Annotated in this window: 20 protein-coding genes and 1 pseudogene; 11 read left to right on the top strand and 10 right to left on the bottom strand. The window is 64.2% G+C overall.

The genetic code is table 11. From position 1 onward, the window contains the following. Positions 1-45 precede the first annotated feature (45 nt). The 3 genes from BLW56_RS10675 to BLW56_RS10665 are packed head-to-tail and all read right to left on the bottom strand — an operon-like array spanning position 46 to position 1,980. Complete coding sequence (locus tag BLW56_RS10675; protein WP_093510471.1) at positions 46-834, bottom strand: alpha/beta hydrolase; 789 nt, start codon at positions 832-834, stop codon at positions 46-48. A gap of 7 nt (positions 835-841) precedes the next feature. Then, positions 842-1,306 (bottom strand): hypothetical protein, encoded by a 465-nt coding sequence (locus tag BLW56_RS10670; protein WP_143043432.1) that lies wholly within the window; start codon positions 1,304-1,306, stop codon positions 842-844. Next, a complete protein-coding gene (locus BLW56_RS10665; protein ID WP_093510469.1) occupies positions 1,303-1,980 on the bottom strand; it encodes a dienelactone hydrolase family protein in 678 nt (225 codons plus the stop codon). The genes BLW56_RS10670 and BLW56_RS10665 overlap by 4 nt, the downstream gene beginning before the upstream one ends. A gap of 202 nt (positions 1,981-2,182) precedes the next feature. On the opposite strand from BLW56_RS10665, the gene BLW56_RS10660 reads away from it, so the two are divergent. From BLW56_RS10660 to BLW56_RS10635, 6 genes are all read left to right on the top strand, one after another. Beyond that, positions 2,183-2,749 carry a F0F1 ATP synthase subunit delta gene (locus BLW56_RS10660; protein WP_093510468.1) on the top strand — a complete coding sequence of 189 codons (567 nt, stop codon included), beginning with the start codon at positions 2,183-2,185 and terminating at the stop codon, positions 2,747-2,749. Between the two features lie 3 nt (positions 2,750-2,752). Beyond that, positions 2,753-4,282 (top strand): F0F1 ATP synthase subunit alpha, encoded by a 1,530-nt coding sequence (gene atpA / locus BLW56_RS10655; protein ID WP_093510467.1) that lies wholly within the window; start codon positions 2,753-2,755, stop codon positions 4,280-4,282. A gap of 46 nt (positions 4,283-4,328) precedes the next feature. Next, a complete protein-coding gene (locus tag BLW56_RS10650) occupies positions 4,329-5,204 on the top strand; it encodes a F0F1 ATP synthase subunit gamma (protein WP_093510466.1) in 876 nt (291 codons plus the stop codon). A gap of 24 nt (positions 5,205-5,228) precedes the next feature. Continuing rightward, the gene (gene atpD / locus BLW56_RS10645; RefSeq protein ID WP_256203384.1) at positions 5,229-6,764 is read left to right on the top strand and encodes a F0F1 ATP synthase subunit beta; all 1,536 of its coding nucleotides are present in this window, start codon (positions 5,229-5,231) and stop codon (positions 6,762-6,764) included. Positions 6,765-6,809: 45 nt separating this feature from the next. Continuing rightward, complete coding sequence (locus BLW56_RS10640; protein WP_037513563.1) at positions 6,810-7,067, top strand: ATP synthase F1 subunit epsilon; 258 nt, start codon at positions 6,810-6,812, stop codon at positions 7,065-7,067. A 186-nt stretch (positions 7,068-7,253) separates the two neighbouring features. Further along, the gene (locus BLW56_RS10635) at positions 7,254-8,744 is read left to right on the top strand and encodes a CpaF family protein (protein WP_093510465.1); all 1,491 of its coding nucleotides are present in this window, start codon (positions 7,254-7,256) and stop codon (positions 8,742-8,744) included. A gap of 3 nt (positions 8,745-8,747) precedes the next feature. On the opposite strand, the gene BLW56_RS20390 is transcribed toward BLW56_RS10635, so the two are convergent. After that, entirely contained in the window at positions 8,748-8,921 is a 174-nt protein-coding gene (locus BLW56_RS20390; RefSeq protein ID WP_256203383.1) for a hypothetical protein, read from the bottom strand. 64 nt (positions 8,922-8,985) lie between these two features. Between BLW56_RS20390 and BLW56_RS10630 the strand changes: the two genes are divergently transcribed. Together BLW56_RS10630 and aat are read left to right on the top strand one after the other, a co-directional pair. Then, positions 8,986-9,816, top strand: coding sequence for a class I SAM-dependent methyltransferase (locus BLW56_RS10630; protein ID WP_093510464.1), 831 nt, complete (start codon positions 8,986-8,988; stop codon positions 9,814-9,816). Beyond that, the gene (gene aat, locus BLW56_RS10625; protein ID WP_256203425.1) at positions 9,813-10,595 is read left to right on the top strand and encodes a leucyl/phenylalanyl-tRNA--protein transferase; all 783 of its coding nucleotides are present in this window, start codon (positions 9,813-9,815) and stop codon (positions 10,593-10,595) included. The genes BLW56_RS10630 and aat overlap by 4 nt, the downstream gene beginning before the upstream one ends. A 35-nt stretch (positions 10,596-10,630) precedes the next feature. On the opposite strand, the pseudogene BLW56_RS20865 reads toward aat, so the two are convergent. The 4 genes and pseudogenes from BLW56_RS20865 to BLW56_RS10605 all read right to left on the bottom strand — a co-directional run. Beyond that, a pseudogene (locus BLW56_RS20865) lies at positions 10,631-10,801 on the bottom strand (DUF2155 domain-containing protein); the annotation flags it as partial. Positions 10,802-11,040: 239 nt separating this feature from the next. Then, positions 11,041-11,427 (bottom strand): NADH:ubiquinone oxidoreductase subunit NDUFA12, encoded by a 387-nt coding sequence (locus tag BLW56_RS10615; RefSeq protein ID WP_093510462.1) that lies wholly within the window; start codon positions 11,425-11,427, stop codon positions 11,041-11,043. Between the two features lie 60 nt (positions 11,428-11,487). Beyond that, positions 11,488-11,949: a DUF192 domain-containing protein gene (locus BLW56_RS10610; RefSeq protein WP_093510461.1), complete on the bottom strand. Its 462-nt coding sequence runs from the start codon at positions 11,947-11,949 to the stop codon at positions 11,488-11,490. A 35-nt stretch (positions 11,950-11,984) separates the two neighbouring features. Next, a complete protein-coding gene (locus BLW56_RS10605) occupies positions 11,985-12,557 on the bottom strand; it encodes a RecX family transcriptional regulator (RefSeq protein ID WP_093510460.1) in 573 nt (190 codons plus the stop codon). Positions 12,558-12,737: 180 nt separating this feature from the next. On the opposite strand from BLW56_RS10605, the gene BLW56_RS10600 reads away from it, so the two are divergent. The 3 genes from BLW56_RS10600 to BLW56_RS10590 all read left to right on the top strand — a co-directional run bounded on the left by BLW56_RS10600 (position 12,738) and on the right by BLW56_RS10590 (position 17,726). Then, complete coding sequence (locus BLW56_RS10600; protein WP_093510459.1) at positions 12,738-14,489, top strand: fatty acyl-AMP ligase; 1,752 nt, start codon at positions 12,738-12,740, stop codon at positions 14,487-14,489. Between the two features lie 111 nt (positions 14,490-14,600). Beyond that, positions 14,601-16,955 carry a putative bifunctional diguanylate cyclase/phosphodiesterase gene (locus tag BLW56_RS10595; RefSeq protein WP_093510458.1) on the top strand — a complete coding sequence of 785 codons (2,355 nt, stop codon included), beginning with the start codon at positions 14,601-14,603 and terminating at the stop codon, positions 16,953-16,955. A 195-nt stretch (positions 16,956-17,150) separates the two neighbouring features. After that, positions 17,151-17,726 (top strand): CHAP domain-containing protein, encoded by a 576-nt coding sequence (locus BLW56_RS10590; protein WP_093510457.1) that lies wholly within the window; start codon positions 17,151-17,153, stop codon positions 17,724-17,726. 93 nt (positions 17,727-17,819) lie between these two features. On the opposite strand, the gene BLW56_RS10585 is transcribed toward BLW56_RS10590, so the two are convergent. Continuing rightward, complete coding sequence (locus tag BLW56_RS10585; protein WP_093510456.1) at positions 17,820-18,086, bottom strand: DUF3297 family protein; 267 nt, start codon at positions 18,084-18,086, stop codon at positions 17,820-17,822. A 103-nt stretch (positions 18,087-18,189) separates the two neighbouring features. Continuing rightward, a complete protein-coding gene (locus BLW56_RS10580; protein ID WP_093510455.1) occupies positions 18,190-20,526 on the bottom strand; it encodes a TonB-dependent receptor in 2,337 nt (778 codons plus the stop codon). Positions 20,527-20,771 lie beyond the last annotated feature (245 nt).

The raw sequence follows: 20,771 nt of genomic DNA, 5'->3' as shown, positions 1-20,771 counted from the left end.
CCCGAAGAAAGGATGCGGCCGAGAGGTTGAAATCGCGTTAGCTCGTCAGGGCAGCGCATCCACCCAGCGCGTCAGCAACGCCTGTGCGGTTGCCGTGTAGGCCAGTTCGTGCCCGATCCCCGCGACACGCGCCACCGTCGCATCGGGGCTCGCCCGCGCCAGCCGGTCCAGATTGTCGGGCTTCACCAGCGTGTCGGCATCGCCGTGCATCAGATAGACGGGCGCTTTCACGCCCGCCAATTTCGCGGCATTGTCGAACCGGTCGCGCACCAGCCAGCGCGGGATGATCGACACCTGACTCTGTACCACCGAAGGCAGATCCGAAAAGCCCGACACGAGGATCAGCGCCGCAATATCGTTCCGCTGCGCGACTTCGGTCGCCGGACCCGATCCGATCGAATTGCCCACGACGACGATATCGCGTCGCGGTACGCCCGCATCGGCGAGCAAGCGCATCGCCGCCTCGCCGTCCCGATAGAGGCCATCCTCGTTCGGCGAACCGGGATTGCCGCCATAGCCGCGATATTCGACGAGCATCAGCCCGTGCCCCGCCGCCGCCGGCCCGCGCGTCGCCTCGATCGCGCCCAGCATATTGTCGCCATTGCCATGGAAGAAGAGGATCGTCTTCCGGCCCGCCGCCGCGGGGCGAGAGAGGGCCGAGAGCCGCAAGCCGTCATCGGTGCTTGTATGGATGAGCCGAAACCCCGCAGGCGCCGTCTGCGGGTATTGGGATGGCGCGGGAAAGAGGATGCGGCGCTGTTGCGTGTAGAGCAGCGCCGTCGCGACGAGCGCGAAGACGAGCAGCGCGATGGAAAGGTTCAGGGCCAGTTTCATTGCCCGCTCAGCGCGCGCGCCACGCGACGCGTATCTCCCTTATCCGCTCCTTCGCGGCGGCATCGGCCGCCGCCTTGCCGCTTTGCGTCGTGACCTTTTCGTGAAGGTCGTTCAGCGCAATGGCGTCATCCTGCGAACAGACGTTGTCGGCCGGCCCGCCGCCCTTCAGATGATAGCCTTCGGTCACGCACTGGCCGTCCAACGTCGCGAAGCAGGACCCCCCGGCCGTGATCGCAAAGTCCATCGGCGGCATCGGCGTCGCCTTCAGCCCCTTTCGCTCATCGTCATAAGCGAAATTGCACCGCTCGTCGGTGTCGTCGTTCATCAGGCACATGCAGCGGGCATCGGCCAGGCCGCGAAGGCGGGCAATCTTCGACTGCTGGTCCTCGAATGGCTGTTGCTCGCCAGCTCCGCCGCCACAACCGGACAACAGCAGCATCGAAAGCGCAGCGAAGGCGATACTCGACCTCACGCCGCGCACGCCTTGAACAGCATCAGCGTCCGCTCGCGCGCCAGATCCGCGCTCGCCTCGTGATAATCCTTGCGCCGGTCGCTGTTGAAGCCATGCCCCGCTTCATAGACGAAAATCTGCGCGGTCGGGTGATCCTTTGCGATCAGCGCCTCGACCCCCTCCATCGGAATGCCGTCGTCGAAGCGGCCGAAATGCGCGATCGCTGCGCATCGGGGCGCCTCGTCCTTGAACATCGTCGGGACGAGGCTCCCGTAAAAGGCCGAGGACGCCGCGAGGTCGAGGCTGATCTGCGCCATCCGCCAAGCGACCGACCCGCCATAGCAATAGCCGGTGATGAACACCGGTCCTTTCCCTTTTAATGCGTCGATGCACGTCTGCGCATCCTTCAAGCTCTGCTCGAACGGATGCAGTTCGCGCGCCAGCTCAACCGCACGCTGGAACTGCGGCCCCGAATAGTCGCTCTCGAACCCCGCATGCTCACGGTCGAACAGCGCGGGCGACAGCACCTCATAACCTTCTGCTGCATATTCGTCGCACATCTCGCGGATATGGTCGGTGACTCCGAAGATTTCCTGGATCAGCACCAGCCCGCCGCGCCGCTCGCCCGTGGGCTGGGCGTGATAGACCGCGATCTCGGCTCCATCGTCCATCGTCATCCGGATCATCTCGCCCATCTTGTACCTTCCTTCGACGTCATATTTTTTGGTTAGCCCGTCCCTATCGCACGAAGGTGCAAAAGCAATCGCCCGCCCGCCTTGCATTGCAACAAAATCGTTGCTAGGCGCGCCGCGACTTCGCGTGGGGGGCATTCGACGAATCTCCCCCCGGAAAAGCGCGACCCATCCCCCACGGGATAGCAACAAAGGACTTTCACGCGTGGAGAATTCCGGCGGCATTCAGGGCAACATCACCGCGGGCCTCGCGGGCCGTTACGCAGTTGCTTTGTTCGATCTGGCGCGCGAATCGAACGCGATCGACGCGGTCGCCAAGAGCCTCGACCTTCTGCGCAGTGGCCTTGCCGAATCGGCCGACCTGTCGGCGCTGATCGCCAGCCCGGTCGTCGGCCGCGCCGATGCCGCGAACGCCATCGCCGCGGTCGCCAAGTCGCTGAAGCTCGATTCGCTGACCGCAAAGTTCCTCGGCGTCCTCGCCGAGAATCGCCGCCTCGCCGATCTGCCCAAGATGATCGACGCGTTCGACGCGATCGTCGCCGACCACCGCGGCGAAGTGACCGCAAAGGTCACCAGCGCGCACCCGCTTTCGGCCGCGCAGCTCAAGGAGCTGACCGCGAACCTCAAATCCCGTGTCGGGCGCGACGTCACCGTCGACACGACCGTCGATCCCGCCATCCTTGGCGGCCTCGTCGTCCAGCTGGGCAGCCAGCTGATCGACGGCAGCATCCGTACCCGTCTCAATAGCTTCGCACAGGCGATGAAAGGCTAAACCATGGAAATCCGCGCCGCTGAAATCAGCAAGGTCATCAAGGACCAGATCGCCAATTTCGGCACCGACGCAACGGTCAGCGAAATCGGTCAGGTTCTGTCGGTCGGCGACGGCATCGCCCGCGTCCACGGCCTCGACAACGTCCAGGCCGGTGAAATGGTCGAGTTCGCCAACGGCGTGCAGGGCATGGCGCTCAACCTCGAAGCCGACAACGTCGGCATCGTGATCTTCGGCAGCGACGCCGAGATCAAGGAAGGCGACACCGTCAAGCGCACCGGCACGATCGTCGACGTTCCCGTCGGCAAGGGCCTGCTCGGCCGCGTCGTCGATGGCCTCGGCAACCCGATCGACGGCAAGGGCCCGATCAAGGCCGAGAAGCGCATGCGCGTCGAAGTGAAGGCGCCGGGCATCATCCCGCGTACCTCGGTTCACGAACCCGTCCAGACCGGTCTCAAGGCGCTCGACGCGCTCGTCCCCGTCGGCCGCGGCCAGCGCGAACTGATCATCGGCGATCGCCAGACCGGCAAGACCGCCGTCGCGATCGACACCTTCATCAACCAGAAGGAAGCCAACGCCGGCGATGACGAGAGCAAGAAGCTCTATTGCATCTATGTCGCGATCGGCCAGAAGCGCTCGACCGTCGCGCAGATCGTCCGCCAGCTCGAAGAAAATGGCGCGATGGAATATTCGATCGTCGTCGCCGCGACCGCGTCGGAGCCCGCTCCGCTGCAGTTCCTCGCACCCTACACCGGCTGCACGATGGGCGAATATTTCCGCGACAACGGCATGCACGCCGTGATCGTCTATGACGATCTGTCGAAGCAGGCCGTCGCTTACCGCCAGATGTCGTTGCTGCTCCGCCGCCCGCCGGGCCGCGAAGCCTATCCGGGCGACGTATTCTATCTGCACAGCCGCCTGCTCGAGCGTTCGGCCAAGATGAACGCCGACAATGGTTCGGGCTCGCTCACCGCGCTGCCGATCATCGAAACGCAGGCGGGCGACGTTTCGGCATACATCCCGACCAACGTGATTTCGATCACCGACGGCCAGATCTTCCTCGAAACCAACCTGTTCAACGCGGGTATCCGCCCCGCGATCAACGTGGGTCTGTCGGTGTCGCGCGTCGGCTCGGCCGCGCAGACCAAGGCGATGAAGAAGGTGTCGGGCTCGATCAAGCTCGAGCTCGCGCAGTATCGCGAAATGGAAGCCTTCGCGCAGTTCGGTTCGGACCTCGACGCGTCGACGCAGAAGCTGCTCAACCGCGGCGCGCGCCTGACGCAGCTGCTGAAGCAGCCGCAGTTCCAGCCGATGCCGTTCGAAGAGCAGACCGCGTCGATCTTTGCCGGTACCAACGGCTATCTCGACAATGTCGCGACCACCGACGTGTCGCGCTACGAAGGCGCGATGCTCGCCTATCTGCGCAGCGATCATGCCGACGTGCTGAAGACGATCCGCGACACCAAGGACCTTGGCGACGACGCCAAAAAGGGTCTGGTCGCGGCGCTCGACGCCTTCGCCAAGATCTTCGCTTAATCGCTTTCCGCATCCCGGCCCGGCCGGGACGCAAAGAGGGGCTTAAATGGCTTCGTTGAAGGAACTCAAAGGGCGCATCGTCTCGGTCAAGTCGACCCAGAAGATCACCAAGGCCAAGAAAATGGTCGCGGCTGCCAAGCTTCGCAAGGCGCAGGCCGCGGCCGAGGCCGCGCGCCCCTATGCCGAGCGTCTCGAAGGCGTCGTCGCCAGCCTGGCGTCGAAGGTCGGAGGGTCGGATTCGGCGCCGCAGCTGCTCGCCGGCACCGGCAAGAGCGACACGCATCTGCTCGTCGTACTCAACAGCGACCGCGGCCTCGCCGGCGCGTTCAACTCGAACATCGTCAAGGCCGCGCGCGACAAGGCGCTCGATCTGCAGGCGCAGGGCAAGAAGGTCATCTTCTACCTGATCGGCCGCAAGGGCCGTCCGGTGATCGCGCGCCTGTTCGCCGGCCAGATCGTCGAGCTCTACGAGACGACCGGCATCCGCGACATCGGCTTCGATCAGGCGCACGAGATTTCGGCGAAGGTGATGGAGATGTACGAAGCGGGCGTCTTCGACGTCGCGCATCTCTTCTACTCGAAGTTCCGTTCGGCGCTCCTTCAGGAAGCGACCGGTCAGCAGCTGATCCCCGTTCCCGCCCCTGTCGATGTTCCGGCATCGAGCGGCGCGGCGGTCGAATATGAACCCGACGAGGAAGCGATCCTCGCCGACCTGCTGCCGCGCAACATCACGATCCAGATCTTCAAGGGCCTCCTTGAAAACGCCGCATCCGAACAGGGTGCGTCGATGACCGCGATGGACAATGCAACGCGCAACGCGGGCGATCTGATCAACAAGCTGACCATCGTTTACAACCGCACGCGTCAGGCGGCGATCACCACCGAACTCATCGAAATCATTGCCGGCGCCGAAGCGCTGTAAGCTATCCAAGCAAGGAAGAAACCAATGGCTACCGCTCCCGCTGAAAAGAAGGCTCCTGCCAAGAAGGCCGCCGCGCCCAAGGCTGCTGCGCCGAAGAAGGCTGCCGCTCCCAAGGCTGCAAGCACCGGCACCGCCACGGGCCGCATCGCTCAGGTTATCGGCGCCGTCGTCGACGTCCAGTTCACCGGCCAGCTCCCCGCGATTCTGAACGCGCTCGAAACCGACAACAACGGCAACCGCCTTGTCCTCGAAGTCGCGCAGCACCTCGGCGAGAACACCGTTCGCACCATCGCGATGGACGCGACCGACGGCCTGACCCGCGGCCAGCCCGTCGTCGACACCGGCGCGCAGATCTCTGTCCCCGTCGGTCCGCAGACGCTCGGCCGCATTCTCAACGTCATCGGCGACCCGATCGACGAACGCGGCCCGGTGAACGCCACCGCCACCGCGCCGATCCACGCAAAGGCCCCGGAATTCGTCGACCAGTCGACCGAAACGAGCATCCTCGTCACCGGCATCAAGGTCATCGACCTCATCGCGCCTTACGCAAAGGGCGGCAAGATCGGCCTGTTCGGCGGCGCGGGCGTCGGCAAGACCGTTCTCATTCAGGAACTGATCAACAACATCGCCAAGGGCCATGGTGGTACGTCGGTGTTCGCGGGCGTCGGTGAACGCACCCGCGAAGGCAACGACCTCTATCACGAGTTCCTCGACGCCGGCGTTATCGCCAAGGACGCCGACGGCAACCCGACCCCCGAAGGTTCCAAGGTTGCGCTGGTGTTCGGCCAGATGAACGAACCCCCGGGCGCCCGTGCCCGCGTTGCGCTCTCGGGTCTGACGATCGCCGAATATTTCCGCGATCAGGAAGGCCAGGACGTGCTCTTCTTCGTCGACAACATCTTCCGCTTCACGCAGGCAGGTTCGGAAGTGTCGGCACTGCTCGGCCGTATTCCTTCGGCCGTGGGTTATCAGCCGACCCTGTCGACCGACATGGGTGCGCTGCAGGAACGCATCACCTCGACCAACAAGGGCTCGATCACCTCGGTGCAGGCCATCTACGTTCCCGCGGATGACTTGACCGACCCTGCTCCGGCAACCTCGTTCGCCCACTTGGACGCAACGACGACGCTGAACCGCGCGATTTCGGAACTCGGCATCTATCCGGCGGTCGATCCGCTCGATTCGACCAGCCGCGTTCTGACCGCCGCGATCGTCGGGCAGGAGCATTACGAAACCGCTCGCCGCGTTCAGGAAACGCTGCAGAAGTACAAGTCGCTGCAGGACATCATCGCGATTCTCGGGATGGACGAGCTTTCGGAAGAAGATAAGCTGGTCGTCGCCCGCGCGCGCAAGATCCAGCGCTTCCTGTCGCAGCCGTTCCACGTCGCCGAAGTCTTCACCAACATCCCCGGCAAGTTCGTAGCGATCGAAGACACGGTGAAGTCGTTCAAGGCAGTAGTCGACGGCGAATATGATCACCTGCCCGAAGCGGCCTTCTACATGGTCGGCGGCATCGACGAAGCGGTCGCCAAGGCCGCGAAGCTCGCCGAAGACGCGTAACACACCTACACCCCTCCCCATGCGGGAGGGGTTTAAGGACATATCATGGCTCTGAAGTTCGAACTCGTCACCCCCGCCCGCCTTGAGCGGACCGCCGACGTCCATATGGTCACCGTCCCGGGGACCGAGGGCGATTTCTCGGTGCTCGAAGGCCACGCGCCTTTCATGGCGACGCTCCGCAACGGGCCGCTGACCATCTATGCAACCGCCGGCGCCGCGCCCGAGGTGATCGAGGTCGAAGGCGGCTTTGCCGAGGTTAACGAAGCGGGCCTCACCGTCCTTGCCGAGCATATCGCAAGCTGATTGCTTCCGCCGTCCACGGCGATCAAAAGCCCGCATCCGCGCCGGATGCGGGCTTTTTTTGCGCCCACGCCAAATCGCGCCGGGCATTAGGACAATTTCAAAGTTTCCGATTTATTCACCGTGTCGGATGGGGGTTCGCCTGCACTGGCAGCGACGCTCCCGAAGATATGGAAGCAGGATAAACCGATGAGTGCATTCGGACGCCGCCCCGGAACCGCTGGCCGCCCCGCCTTTGGCGTAGCGAAGCCGATGCAGACTGGTCCCGGCGTGCCCGGCGGAACGCAGTTCCCCGCGATCGACACCCCGGTCGATATCCCGCAGATGCCGTCCAACATGACGCCCGAAGAAGAGGCGATGGAGCGGCTAAACCAGCGGTCGACCGCCGAAGCGATGGAACCCGAAAAGGCGCAAGGGTTCGAAGCCAGCGTCCACAAGATCAAGGAACAGGTTCTGCCTCGGCTGCTCGAGCGCGTCGATCCGGAAGCGGCCGCGACGCTCAACAAGGACGAGCTGACCGAGGAATTCCGCCCGATCATCCTCGAAGTGCTAGCTGAACTGCGCATCACCTTGAACCGCCGCGAGCAGTTCGCGCTCGAAAAGGTGCTCGTCGACGAACTGCTCGGCTTCGGCCCGCTCGAGGAATTGCTCGCCGATCCAGACATTTCCGACATCATGGTCAACGGACCGTACCAGACCTATATCGAAAAGAAGGGCCAGCTGGTCATCGCGCCGATCCAGTTCCGCGACGAACAGCATCTGTTCCAGATTGCCCAGCGCATCTGTAACCTCGTCGGCCGCCGCGTCGACCAGACCACGCCGCTCGCCGACGCCCGCCTCAAGGACGGCAGCCGCGTCAACGTGATCGTGCCCCCGCTTTCGCTGCGCGGCACCGCGATCTCGATTCGTAAATTCTCGGCCAAGCCGATCACGCTCGACATGCTCTGCCAATGGGGCGCGATGAGCCAGAAGATGTGTACCGCGCTGAAGATCGCGGGCGCCAGCCGCTTCAACATCGTCATCTCGGGCGGTACGGGCTCGGGCAAGACGACGATGCTCAACGCCCTCTCCAAGATGATCGACCCCGGCGAACGCGTGCTGACCATCGAGGACGCCGCCGAACTTCGCCTGCAGCAGCCGCATTGGCTGCCGCTCGAAACGCGGCCCGCGAACCTCGAGGGCAATGGCGCGATCCACATGGGCGACCTCGTGAAGAACGCGCTGCGTATGCGTCCGGACCGCATCATCATGGGCGAAGTCCGCGGCGCGGAGTGTTTCGACCTCCTCGCCGCGATGAACACGGGTCACGATGGCTCGATGTGTACACTCCACAGCAACAGCCCGCGCGAATGCCTCGGCCGTATGGAGAACATGGTTCTCATGGGCGACATCAAGATCCCGAAGGAAGCGATCTCGAAGCAGATCGCCGACTCGGTCGACCTGATCGTCCAGATCAAGCGCCTGCGCGATGGTTCGCGCCGTGTCACCAACGTCACCGAAGTGATCGGTATGGAAGGCGACGTCATCGTCACGCAGGAACTGTTCAAGTTCGAATATCTGGACGAGGACAAGGACGGCAAGATCGTCGGCGAATATCGCGCGATGGGCCTGCGCCCCTATACGCTGGAAAAAGCGCGCCAATATGGCTTCGACCAGCCCTATCTCGAGGCTTGCCTGTAAGGCTTAGCGGCCACTCAGCCAGAACGCCGTCGCGAACAGCGCGACGGCGGCCGACGCAAGCGCGATCCCGCGCCAGGGCATGAAGCCCACCTGCTCGACATCGCGGCGGTTGTTGCGGCGCCAGCTCGCGACCTCCGCGACGCCGAACAGCACCGCGGCACCAATGCCAACCAGCATGGACACTTGCATTGCCGCGCATCCCTTCGCAAACAGGGGCCTTCCCCTGGAGAGAGGTGCCCATATGCGTTCCCTATTGTTGCTTGCAAGTGCCGCCGCCCTGATCGCCGTTACCGCAACCGCGATGCAGCATGGCGGGCATGACGCTCACGCCGCGCACAAGGCGCAGGACGCGATCGCGGCTGCGGTCGCCGCCCCCACCCGCTCGGCAACGAATACGCCGCGCGACACATATCGCCACCCCGCCGAAACGCTTGCCTTCTTCGGCGTGAAGCCCGGCGACACGGTCGTCGAACTATGGCCCGGCGGCGGCTGGTACACCGAAATCCTCGCCCCGCTCGCCAAGTCGGGCGGCGGTACGCTCTATGTCGCGGCACCGTGGGAACGCGGTCTTAACAGGATCAAGGAAAAGCAGGCGGCCGACGCGGCCACCTATGGCGCGGTCAAGCTCGCCGAGTTTCCCGCCACCGGCGCCGGCGACAAGGTTCCCGACGGCAGCGCCGATGCCGTGCTGACCTTCCGCAACGTCCACAACTGGCGTTTCGGCGGCGCCGACAAGACCGCCGATGCGTTCAAACAGATTTTCGCGATGCTGAAGCCCGGCGGCACGCTTGGGGTTGTCGAGCATCGGCTCGATGAAAGCGACGATAGCGCGAAGGAAGAAAAGTCGGGCTATATGAAGAAAAGCTCGATCGTCGCCTTTGCCGAGGCGGCGGGCTTCAAGCTCGCGGGCGAGAGCGAGATCAACGCCAATCCCAAGGACACCAAGGATTATCCCAAGGGCGTCTGGACGCTGCCGCCGAATCTGACCGAGGGCGAAACCGACCGCGCAAAATATATCGCAATCGGCGAATCGGACCGCATGACGCTGAAATTCGTAAAGCCGGCGAGCTGAAACACTTCGAGTCCATAGACCCGGCGCTGCTACTCAGCGCCTATGCGCAGGGCATTTTCCCGATGGCCGACGGGGCGGACGACCCGTCGGTCCATTGGGTCGAACCGCGGCTGCGCGCAATCCTGCCGCTGGACGGCTTTCACCTGTCGCACAGCCTGAAGAAAGTCCTCGTCTCCGATCGCTTCCGCGTCACTACCGACACCGCCTTTGCCGACATGGTCGCGCTCTGTGCGCATCCCGCGGACGACCGCCCTACGACGTGGATCAACCCCGTCATCAAGGCGAGCTACGACCGGCTGTTCCAGATCGGCCATGCACACAGCGTCGAATGCTGGCAGGGCGGCGAGCTGGTGGGCGGGCTCTATGGCGTGACGCTCGGCCGCGCCTTTTTCGGCGAGTCGATGGTCAGCCGCGCGCGCGACGCGTCCAAGGTCGCGCTGGCACATCTCGTCGCGCGGCTCATCACCGGCGGCTGGAAATTGCTCGACTGCCAGTTCATCACGCCGCACCTCGCCAGCCTCGGCGCGATCGAAATCCGCCAGGCCGACTATCTCGCGCGGCTCTATTCGGTGTTGGCGGGGGGCGACGGCGCAGCCTTGGGTGCCGGAACAACGGGCGGCGCCACCGGCGCTGCGGTGCCCTCGCCGCCATTCGTCGCCGGCGACTGGGGCGCGCTCGATGCCTTGGGCGCGGCAGCGGCGCCCGATTTGGGTGCCGACCGCGCGACGGGTTCGCCGCCGGGATATGTCATCGCGCAGCTTTTGACGAACACGTCATAGATCGGATGCTGGATCACGTTGCGGTCAGGCCGCTCGCGGAAAATCCAGCCCGAGAAGACGCGGCGCCATTTGTCGTCGCGCTGATCCTGTACCGTCAGTTGGACGAACGCGCCCGTCTCGGGCGGGTCTTCCCACGGCGCGGTCTGTTCGCAAGCACGCAGTCGCACGATCGCGCGGCCCACCCGTGCAGATTCGCCAGGCTTCATCTCGAGATCGCGGACCAGTCCGTTGCGTTTGTTGAGCAGGCCAACGACGGCGACGCGTTCGGCCATCGGCGTGGCGCCCTCGATTCCGCCGACTTCCTGCGGCACGCGTTCCGATTTTGCGACCGTCGGAACGGTGGCGCTGCTGCCAGCTTTCGACGGTGTCCGGTCGCAAGCGGTCAGCGCGGTCGCAGCCAGAAGCGCGATCAGCGCGGTCGAAATCTGGCGCGGCACGCTGGGCTTCACTCGGCGCCGGGCCGCCAGGCCTCATAGTCGCCGGTCGCGGCAGCGCGCTGCCCCCCGCGTTCGAGCGCACCTGCGGGGCGGTAAGCGCTCGTGCTGCCGGTCAGATTCGCGGTCGGCTCCTTTTCCCACGCACGCGGAGCGGGCAGGACGTCGGTCGGCAATTCGTCGAACGTGCCGTGCAGCCAGCCGTGCCATTCGGGCGGCACGCGGCTCGCGTCGTTCGATCCATTATAGATCACCCAGCGGCGGCCGCCCTTTTTCGCGCGAAAATAGCGGTTGCCGAGGCTGTCCTCGCCCACCTTCGTGCCGGTGCTCCAGCTGTTCAGCAGCGTGCCGACGGTCGCACCGTCCCACCAGGTAAAAATTTTGCCCAAGATGCTCATGGCGTGGCGTTTACAGGCAAGGCGGCGCGGTCCGCAAGCCGCAAACCGCGCGCGCTGGCGCTATTTCGTATCTTTCCATGTGATCTTGGCACTCTCATCGATACCCAGCTTCGCCGCGGTGCCGCCCGCCAGTTCAAGCACCGCCGAAACCTCGCCGCCGCTCACCACCGGTTCGAGCGATTCGGGGATCGTATTCTCGGCGATCCGGTCGATGCTGCCGTCGGCGCGAATGAAGAACATATCGAGCGGAATCAGCGTGTTCTTCATCCAGAAACTACCGATTCGCGGCTTCGCAAAAGGAAAGATCATGCCGCCGTCCGCAGGCAGGCTCGTTCGGAACATCAGCCCGCGATCCTGTTCTTCGTCGGTGCGCGCGACCTCGACGTTGAATTTATGGTCCTGTCCCTTTGACGTGATCGTCACGGGGATCGTTGCGACACTCTCTTCTTCGCTCGCATCCCCGCTGCACGCCGCCATCGGCAGCGCGAGCGACAAAGCAAGGGCGGTCAATATGGCGCGCATTGGCGTATCCTCGTCCCGACTGAATTTCGCCCGACCTAATCGAGCCCCGCTTCGTCGTCCAGCGCCGCCAGCGCCGCGTCGTCTCCGGGCGGGACGGCAAGGATACGCCGCGCGATCGTCATGCTGTGCCCCGCCCGCAAAAAGGCGGCGATCTGCCGCTCACGCAGCTTGGGATCGTCGATCGCGCGGACGGCAAAGGGTCCGAACCGCCGTCGCCGCGCAAAGCCGACCGCCGCGGCCACCACAGCCCCCTCAGCCGTCTCGATCGCCTCGCCGCTGTCCTCTTCGGCGATCCCGTCGACAAAGAGCTGCGCCTTGACCCGCCGCACGCCCAGCCCGCGCCGCGTCATCGCACCCGCGCGCATTGCGGCATATTGGCGGTCGTCGAGATAGCGCAAACGCTCCATCCGGTCGGCGATAGCCTCGCACGCCGTCATGGCGTCAATTTCGTCTACCCATTCGGATTCACGGACTTTTCTGGCCAGATAGCGCGTCAACTTCGCCCGGCTCGTCGCGAATCGCGCGACATAGGCGAGCGCCAGCTCGTCGAGTTTTGCTGCGCCGAGAGGCCTTTTCGATCGGTCGGGCGGGGCGCGATGCTTGGGCATGTGCCATGTTTGTGCCACAGTCGGGCCCGATTGAGAACGATCAACACCGCCATATCGGGCCATAACGCCCGGAAATGGGCGATTGTTCTAAACAACACAGGGCTCGCGCACGGTACTATGGCTTCAAAAGATGACATGCTTGTTGCCGCGCGGCCCGTTTCACGGGATGTCGCACCCCTTATGACCGATATGATCGCAACACAGGCGGACGAACTGACGTCGACGCCGACGCTCTGCGCCCAGCCGCGCCGCTTTTCGGACTTCGCCACCGTCGGCGAAGCACTCGACTATGCCGCTGCCGGCACGCGTGGCCTCAATTTCCACGATCCGCGCGGCAAGCTCGTGCGACCCTATCCGTACAGCGAGCTCAAGGCCGACGCGCTGCTGGCTGCCTATCGCCTGATCGCGGCGGGGGTGAAGCCCGGCGACCGCATCGCGCTGATCGCCGAGACGGGCGCCGAATTCGCCGCGCTGTTTTTCGGTACGATCTACGCCGGTGCCTGGCCGGTGCCATTGCCGCTGCCCACAAGCTTCGGCGGCCGCGATTCCTACGTCGGCCAGCTCGTCGTCCAGCTTTCGAGTTGCGACCCGACGATGCTCTTCTTTCCGCCCGAAATCGCCGCGATGGCGGCCGAAGCGGCTGAAAAGGAAGGCGTCCAGCCCGTCGACTGGAGCGAATTCGAAAAGAAGCCTGCACCCGTCACCACGCTCCCCGAGCAGAAGAGCGACGAAACCTGCTATCTTCAGTACAGCAGCGGCTCGACGCGCTTTCCGCACGGCGTCGCAGTCACCCACGCAGCGCTGCTGAACAATCTCGCCGCGCACAGCCACGGCATGGAAGTGCGTGACAGCGACCGCTGCATTTCGTGGCTTCCCTGGTATCACGATATGGGCCTCGTCGGCTGCCTGCTCTCGCCCGTCGCCAACCAGGTGTCGGTCGATTATCTCAAGACCGAGGATTTCGCGCGTCGTCCGCTCGCGTGGCTCGACCTGATCAGCCGCAATGAGGGCACGACGCTCAGCTATTCGCCGACATTCGGCTACGACATCTGCGCGCGCCGCGTGTCGAGCCAGACGCATGTCGCCGACCGCTTCGACCTGTCGCGCTGGCGCGTCGCGGGGAACGGCGCCGACATGATCCGCCCTGACGTGATGCAAAGCTTCGTCGACGCTTTCGCCGACGCCGGGTTCAAGGCGAGCGCCTTCCTGCCGAGCTATGGCCTTGCCGAAGCGACGCTGGCGGTCAGCATCATGCCCCCAGGTGAAGGCATCGTCGTCGAACTGGTCGAGGAAACCGAACTGTCGGGCGCCGCCAATGATTCGGGCCGCCCGACGCGTTACCGCGCGATCGTTAACTGCGGCCGCGCCGCGCGCGACATGGTGATCGAAGTCCGCGACGAGGCGGGCAACGCCCTGCCCGACCAGACCGTCGGCAAGGTGTGGTGCACCGGCCCGTCGCTGATGACCGGCTATTTCCGCGACCCCGAATCGACCGCCGCCTGCATGAAGGACGGCTGGCTCGACACCGGGGACATGGGTTATTTGTCAGACGGTTACATCTATATCGTCGGCCGCGCCAAGGACATGATCATCATCAACGGCAAGAACCATTGGCCGCAGGATATCGAGTGGGCGGTTGAGCAGCTTCCGGGCTTCAAATCGGGCGACATCGCGGCCTTCGCGATCACTGCGCCCGGCGGCGAGGAAACCCCCGCAGTGCTCGTCCAGTGCCGCACCAGCGACGAGGCCGAGCGCCTTGCGCTGCGTGAGACGATTCGCGACCGCGTCCGCGCAATCACCGGCATGAATTGCCTCATCGAACTGATCCCGCCGCGCACGCTGCCGCGCACCAGTTCGGGCAAGCTCAGCCGGTCGAAGGCGCGCGCGCAATATCTGGCTGGCGAAATCCAGCCTTTCGCGATCGCTGCCTGATCAACTCGCTGAACCGTCACGTTTTTCCTGTCCCGGCAAGGGACAGAAAACGATGCTTTGACGGGGGCCTTGGTTACCTTCGGGTAATACCCGCGCGCTAAACCTGCGGGCGTGAAAAGCCTGCTGACCGATCCAATTGCTGCCGAAGTCATTCCTGCGCGGACCCTGTTGGGGCTGGGGCCGCGCGACCAGGACATCGGCAACCTTCGCCAGCTCCAGCTCGCGCCGCTCCGCGGCCGCGGGTCGCTGCGCCTGTTAATGGGCATGGGCATGGCGCTTGTGGCCGCTTTCACCATGATCCTCAGCGTGCCTTTGCCCGTCGCGGCCGGGTGGCTGGGCGGCGCGCTGGTTTTCGGCCTGTGGTCGTACAGCAGGTTTCGGAACCTTCCGCTTGGCGACCCAAAGCTTTCGGGCGTGGCCGAATACCGGCTGTGTACGCGCCACGCGCTCTATTCGGCGGTCCTCTGGGGATCGCCCTTCTGGTTGCAAGGCATGACGCCGACGCTCGACCATGTCCTGTCGATGTGGACGATAGCCGTGCTGATGATGGTGACGCTCTCGATCGTCGCGCACAGCGTGCCGCTGGCTTGCGTGCTGTTCATCGCGCCCGTCACCCTTTCGGCAGCCGCCGCACTGGTGCGCGCAGGGGCGCCGCAATTGGCGGCCGTCGCACTCGTCGCGGGGCTGTTGCTCTGCGCCTTCTGCGTGCGTTTTGCACAAAGCCATATCCGCTTCCGCCGCGCCGAAGAGACGCTGCACGAAAAGACCGAAACGGTCAGCTTGCTGCTGCGCGAATTCGAGGAAACCTCGGCCGACTGGTTGTGGCAGACCGATAACAGCCGCCGCCTCGTCCACGTCTCGCCGCGCCTCGCCTATGCGCTCGGCGGCACCGCCGAGACGCTCGAGGGCGTCCCGCTCCTGCAGGCGCTGTCGGGCGATGCTTGGGAAACCGGCCTGTTTCCGAAAAGCCTGCACGACATGGCCGAACGGATGAAGCGGCGCGAAAGTTTTTCGAACCTGATCGTCCCCGTAACGATCGGCGGCCTGCCGCGCTGGTGGGAATTGTCCGCCTCGCCGCGCCTCGACGAAGCGGGCAAATTCCTCGGCTTTCGCGGCGTCGGATCCGACGTTACCGAAAAACGCGCAACCGCCGAACAGATCGCCAAGATGGCGCGCTTCGACAATCTGACCGGCCTGCCCAATCGCCTCAGCCTGAACGAAGATCTGGCGCGCGCGCTGGCCCACGCCGTCGATGCCAAATCCCGCTGCGCCCTGCTGATGATCGACCTCGACCGGTTCAAGGCGGTCAACGATACGCTGGGTCACCCGGTCGGCGACAAATTGCTCGCGCAGGTGGCGGCCCGGCTCAAGGGGTTGATGGAACGCGGGATGACGTGCGGGCGTCTCGGCGGCGACGAGTTCGCTGTCGTGCTCCACAATCTCGCCTCCGCCGACAGCGCCGAAGATCTTGCACGGCGGATCATCACGACGATCAGCCGCCCCTATGTGGTCGATAATCACCAGCTGTTCGTCGGCGCCAGCGTCGGCTTCGCGATCGGGCCGACCGACGGCGCAACAGTCGAGACGCTGACCCGCAACGCCGACCTTGCGCTCTATAAGTCCAAGGACAAGGGCGGCAATGTCGTCGCCGCCTATGTCGCTTCCTTGCACGCACAAGCCGAGGAACGGCGCGTGATGGAGCAGGAATTGCGCGGCGCGCTCGAACGCGGCGAATTCGAACTCTATTACCAGCCTGTGGTGACCGCAGCCGACGGCACGCTGAACGGTTTCGAGGCGCTGATCCGCTGGAACAACCAGAAGCTCGGCAATGTCTCGCCCGGCCGCTTCATCCCGCTCGCCGAAGATGCACGCCTGATCTCGCCGATCGGCGAATGGGTGCTGCGCACCGCGTGCCGCGAAGCGATGAAATGGCCATCGAACCTGAAGGTCGCGATCAACGTTTCGGCCGACCAGCTCACCGATCCCAGCTTCGCCTCGGTGGTCGTCTCGGCGCTCGCGCAGAGCGGGCTATCGCCGCAACGGCTCGAGATCGAGGTCACCGAAAGCGTGTTCCTGCGCGACGGCGGCGGTGCGGCGCAGCTTCTCGACCAGCTGATCGGACTCGGCATCCGACTGTCGCTCGACGATTTCGGTACCGGCTATTCGTCGCTCGGTTATCTGCGCAAGACGCAATTCTCGACGATCAAGGTCGACCGCAGCTTCGTCGTCGGCGCCGCGAAAGGCAGCATCGAATCGATCGCGATCATCCGCGCCGTCGTCGCGCTCGCCGACAGTCTCGGCATGTCGACGACCGCCGAGGGGGCCGAGACCGAGCTGGAGGTCGAAACGCTCCGCGCCTTTGGCTGCAGCAACATCCAGGGCTATTATTATGGCCGCCCGATGCCGGCGAGCGACGTGCTGACCCTGTTCCGGGCGCCCGAATCCGCGGACAGCGCGGCTGCCTGACGGCGACAGACTGAGAAGCACGCGGGTCCGGGAGCGACAAGCCGAACCGCCCGCACGACGAATTGAACGTCTTAACAAAAGGTTCCCCCATCCACCGCATCGACGGCGCAACTCGTCGCTATGCGGTTGGTAGGCTGTCCAAGCCATTGCAAAGACCCTGCAACGCTTGAAGACAAGCCTCGGGGGTCGCATTTCATGCTCTATCGTCGTTACCTGGCAGCCGCCATCGCGTCTGTGATGACCGTCACCGGCCTGCTCGCAAGCGTTCCGGCTGCTGCCCGCGACTATCTGCAGTGCGTTCCATTTGCCCGCGCCGAATCGGGCGTCGAAATCCGCGGCAATGCCAAGACCTGGTGGTCGCAGGCCGCCGGCACCTATCAGCGCGGCGAAGAGCCCCGCAAAGGCGCCGTGATGGCCTTTGCAGGCACCAGCGGCATGCCGATGGGCCATGTCGCCGTCGTCAAGAAGATCGTCAGCGACCGCGAAATCCTGATCGACCATGCCAATTGGTCACCGATCAACGGACGCCGCGGCCAGATCGAACGCAACGTCCGCGTCGTCGACGTCAGCGGCGCCGGCGACTGGAGCATGGTCCGCGTCTGGTATGCCCCGATCGGCGACCTTGGCCTGCGCGCCAACCCGGTGCAGGGCTTCATCTACGCCGACGGCGCACCGAACGAAGCGCCGAGCTTCAAGGCACCCGTCTGGGCCCAGAACGACTGGAAACCCGGCAACGGCCTCGAAACCGTCGCCGCCTCGCTCGGTCAGTAAGCCCGAACGACCTTCAATCCGTCGCCTTTGCGCACATAAAGAAAGCCCCGGATCGCTCCGGGGCTTTCTTTATGTGCCGTGATGCCGGGTTATTCAGGCTTCTTCGTCGCCTTCGCCCGCGGCAGCATCTTCGAACCAGGCTTCGACCTCACCCGACAGCTTGATCGTCATCGGCTGGCCAAAGCGGTCCTTCGACTTGCCCGCAGCGACGCGGATCCAGCCTTCGGAGATCGAATATTCCTCGACGTCGGTACGCTCCTTGCCCTTGAAGCGGATTCCGATGCCGCGCTGCAGCACCTCCATGTCGAAATGGGGCGAGCGCGGATTGGTCGACATGCGGTCGGGGGGCGTATCGGTCATAGCTATATTTCCCAAAAAATGATGGCGCGGCCCTAGCTGGACCGCGCCATCATCGTCAATCGTTGAGAAGCGGCACCGAGGGACCGGTGCCGCGACCTCAAACCTAGAACCCGGCCTTCAGCGTCACGAAGAACTGCTGCGGCGCGCCGGTCAGCAACGTCTGGCTGTCGCCGCGGTTGGCAAAGCCGTTGGTGCCGATCGTCGAGACATATTCCTTGTCGAACAGGTTCGTCGCATTGGCCTGGATCGAGATGCGGTCGTTCAGCCGGTATCCGATGCTGGCGTCGACGATCACGAACCCGCCGACCTCGGCGTCATTCTCATAGGAATAATAGCGTTTCGACGTGTAGTTGGCACCGACGCGCGCGAAGAAACTGCCGTTGTCCCAAGTGATCTCACCCTTGCCGAGATGGCGCGGCGAGTTGACCACCGTCTTGCCCGCGGTCGCCGCAACCACCGCGCCCGCGGCGTTGACGACGTCGTCCTGATATTCGGAGTCGTTGTACGCATAGGAAGCGAAGAGCGAGAGTTCGGGAGTGACGCGGAACGTCCCTGCCGCCTCGACGCCCCACGAGCGGACATCGCCGACATTGCTGAGAATCGCCGGATTGCCCTGAATGCCCGAACCATTGGCGAAGGCGATGATGCGATCCTTGAAGTCGACATAATAGCCGGCGATCACACCCTGGAAGCGCGGCGACTTGGTACGGAAACCGAGTTCATAGGTCGTCGAGGTCTCGGGCTTGAGGTCGAGCGCGTCGAAGCCTGCCTGCGTCGTGGCGAAGGGACCGCCCGTCGCCGACGATTCATAGGCGCGGATATTCTCGGTATAGCTCGCGAACAATTCATTATCGCCGTTCAGGCGATAGAGCAGACCCGCCTGCGGCAGGAACCAGTCCTTCGCCTCGGTCTTCCCCGACGCCAGCCCGCCGCTGACGACGGGAGTCGCACGGTTGGTGACGCGCAGCCCCTTCCAGCCCGCATTGATCTGGAAGCTGCCGAGGTCGAGCGTGTCCTGAACATGATATTGCAGCGTCTGGGTGTTGAAATCGAACTCCCACTGCGTCGCCAGCGGATCCTTCGGGAATTTCAGGCTGCTGCGGTCCGGAGCTCCGGTCGTATTCCCGAGGCCATAGAAACGCCGCGCCTGATTGAAGGCATTATCCTCGTACCACATGCCGATTTCGAACTTGTTGTCGCCGACCTCGAACAGACTGGAGGTGACGATGCCATAGCGTTCGATGTCATATTCGGTGGTGCGGATCGTCATCGGCGCGCCGCCCGGCGTGGTCACATAGGGCGTGAACCACAGGCCGCGGCCCTTGTTGCCGTGGTAATAGCCCATCGCCTTCAGCGTCCAATATTCGCCGAGCGGTGCCTCGACGCCGACACCGGCCAGCCAGTCCTTGCGCAGGCCGGCAGCGTCATAATAGGCGTCGTCGACCGTCCCGACCGGCGCCGGGAACGCCTGACCTACGCCGGCATAGGGCGCGGTGAACGGCGTGCCGAGCGGCAGGCTGCCGCTCGCGACCGCCGCGTCATAGGCGGCGCGGGCGACCTGATTCTGATAGACTTTGGCGACCTGGAGCGCGAGGTCCCAGTCCTTCGCGAAATTATCCCACTGATAGCCGAGGCGGCCGATCATGTCGGCGGAGAGATCCTGATAGTCATTCTCGCGGCGGTTCGAATAGTTGACGAAGCCGAAGAACTGGCCGTCGCCGACCGGCTGGACGATGCGGAAATTGACCTGATCCTGGCGCTGGACGCCATTGCCTTTCCATTTGTCGGCGTCCTGCCAGGCATAGCTCAGCGACAGGCGCGGTCCGCCGGGGGCGATTTCGCCGCTGTCGATCCGCGCGAACAGGCGCTTGGTGTCGTCGCTGCCATAGGTGGCCGACGCCTCGATGCCGAGTTCCTCGGCCGGTGCGCGCGAGAAGAATTCGATCGTGCCGCCAAGGTTGCTCGTCGATGCCGCTGCCAGCGAACCCGCGCCCTGCGCGACTTCGACGCGGCCGACATTTTCGCTGATGATCGCGCGGCTGATGTGCAGGCCATTGTGGTTGCCATAATTCATGTCGCCGAGCGGAACGCCATCGAGCGTGAAGCCGAGCTGGTTCTGGCTGAACCCGCGGATCGAGATGCGCGCCGACCATTCATAGGCGCCGAACGGGTCGGCCGCCTGGAAATTGACCCCCGGCAGCTTGTCGATGGCCTTGAGCGGGCTGATCCCCGAAACTTCGAGCGCGATGTCGGCAGCGCCGAGTTCCTGCACCTGCCGCGCCTGCCCCTGACCGAGCACGACAATCTCTTCGACATCGCCGCCTTCGGCGGCGGCGTCGACCGCGGCCTCTTCGGCGAAGGCCGGCGTCGCGGCCAGTATGGCAAGCGCAGCGATCGAAGCGGCCCCGGCCCGCAGGCGGTTCCTGAACTGAATGGTCATCGATGGATCCCCTTTTCCCGGTCGCGAAATGGCGCCTGGGTCGCGGGGGCATTAGGCGGGCGATATTGCGGCGCTGCGGCGAAGGCATGACAGCGCGATGACGGAAAGAAGAAGGATCGGCGGCAGTCGCGTCGTCCGGCCGGCGGGAACCTTCGGAATAAGTCGATGCGTGAAAAGTTCGTCTCGCAATGGACCATATATCGACATGGAAAAATCATCACCAAGAACTTACTAAAGAAAAATTT

The sequence above is a fragment of the Sphingopyxis sp. YR583 genome, from assembly GCF_900108295.1.
Classification (GTDB): Bacteria; Pseudomonadota; Alphaproteobacteria; order Sphingomonadales; family Sphingomonadaceae; genus Sphingopyxis.
This window is presented reverse-complemented; position numbering and strand designations above follow the sequence as displayed.

Coding starts and splice junctions, on each gene's coding strand:
- BLW56_RS10605 (WP_093510460.1), bottom strand. CDS start 12,557: ATGCCCAAGCATCGCGCCCCGCCCGACCGATCGAAAAGGCCTCTCGGC.
- BLW56_RS10580 (WP_093510455.1), bottom strand. CDS start 20,526: ATGACCATTCAGTTCAGGAACCGCCTGCGGGCCGGGGCCGCTTCGATC.
- BLW56_RS10600 (WP_093510459.1), top strand. CDS start 12,738: ATGACCGATATGATCGCAACACAGGCGGACGAACTGACGTCGACGCCG.
- atpA (WP_093510467.1), top strand. CDS start 2,753: ATGGAAATCCGCGCCGCTGAAATCAGCAAGGTCATCAAGGACCAGATC.
- BLW56_RS10610 (WP_093510461.1), bottom strand. CDS start 11,949: ATGCGCGCCATATTGACCGCCCTTGCTTTGTCGCTCGCGCTGCCGATG.
- BLW56_RS10585 (WP_093510456.1), bottom strand. CDS start 18,086: ATGACCGATACGCCCCCCGACCGCATGTCGACCAATCCGCGCTCGCCC.
- BLW56_RS10675 (WP_093510471.1), bottom strand. CDS start 834: ATGAAACTGGCCCTGAACCTTTCCATCGCGCTGCTCGTCTTCGCGCTC.
- BLW56_RS10590 (WP_093510457.1), top strand. CDS start 17,151: ATGCTCTATCGTCGTTACCTGGCAGCCGCCATCGCGTCTGTGATGACC.
- BLW56_RS10615 (WP_093510462.1), bottom strand. CDS start 11,427: ATGAGCATCTTGGGCAAAATTTTTACCTGGTGGGACGGTGCGACCGTC.
- atpD (WP_256203384.1), top strand. CDS start 5,229: ATGGCTACCGCTCCCGCTGAAAAGAAGGCTCCTGCCAAGAAGGCCGCC.
- BLW56_RS20390 (WP_256203383.1), bottom strand. CDS start 8,921: ATGCTGGTTGGCATTGGTGCCGCGGTGCTGTTCGGCGTCGCGGAGGTC.
- BLW56_RS10630 (WP_093510464.1), top strand. CDS start 8,986: ATGCGTTCCCTATTGTTGCTTGCAAGTGCCGCCGCCCTGATCGCCGTT.
- BLW56_RS10665 (WP_093510469.1), bottom strand. CDS start 1,980: ATGGGCGAGATGATCCGGATGACGATGGACGATGGAGCCGAGATCGCG.
- BLW56_RS10650 (WP_093510466.1), top strand. CDS start 4,329: ATGGCTTCGTTGAAGGAACTCAAAGGGCGCATCGTCTCGGTCAAGTCG.
- BLW56_RS10635 (WP_093510465.1), top strand. CDS start 7,254: ATGAGTGCATTCGGACGCCGCCCCGGAACCGCTGGCCGCCCCGCCTTT.
- BLW56_RS10640 (WP_037513563.1), top strand. CDS start 6,810: ATGGCTCTGAAGTTCGAACTCGTCACCCCCGCCCGCCTTGAGCGGACC.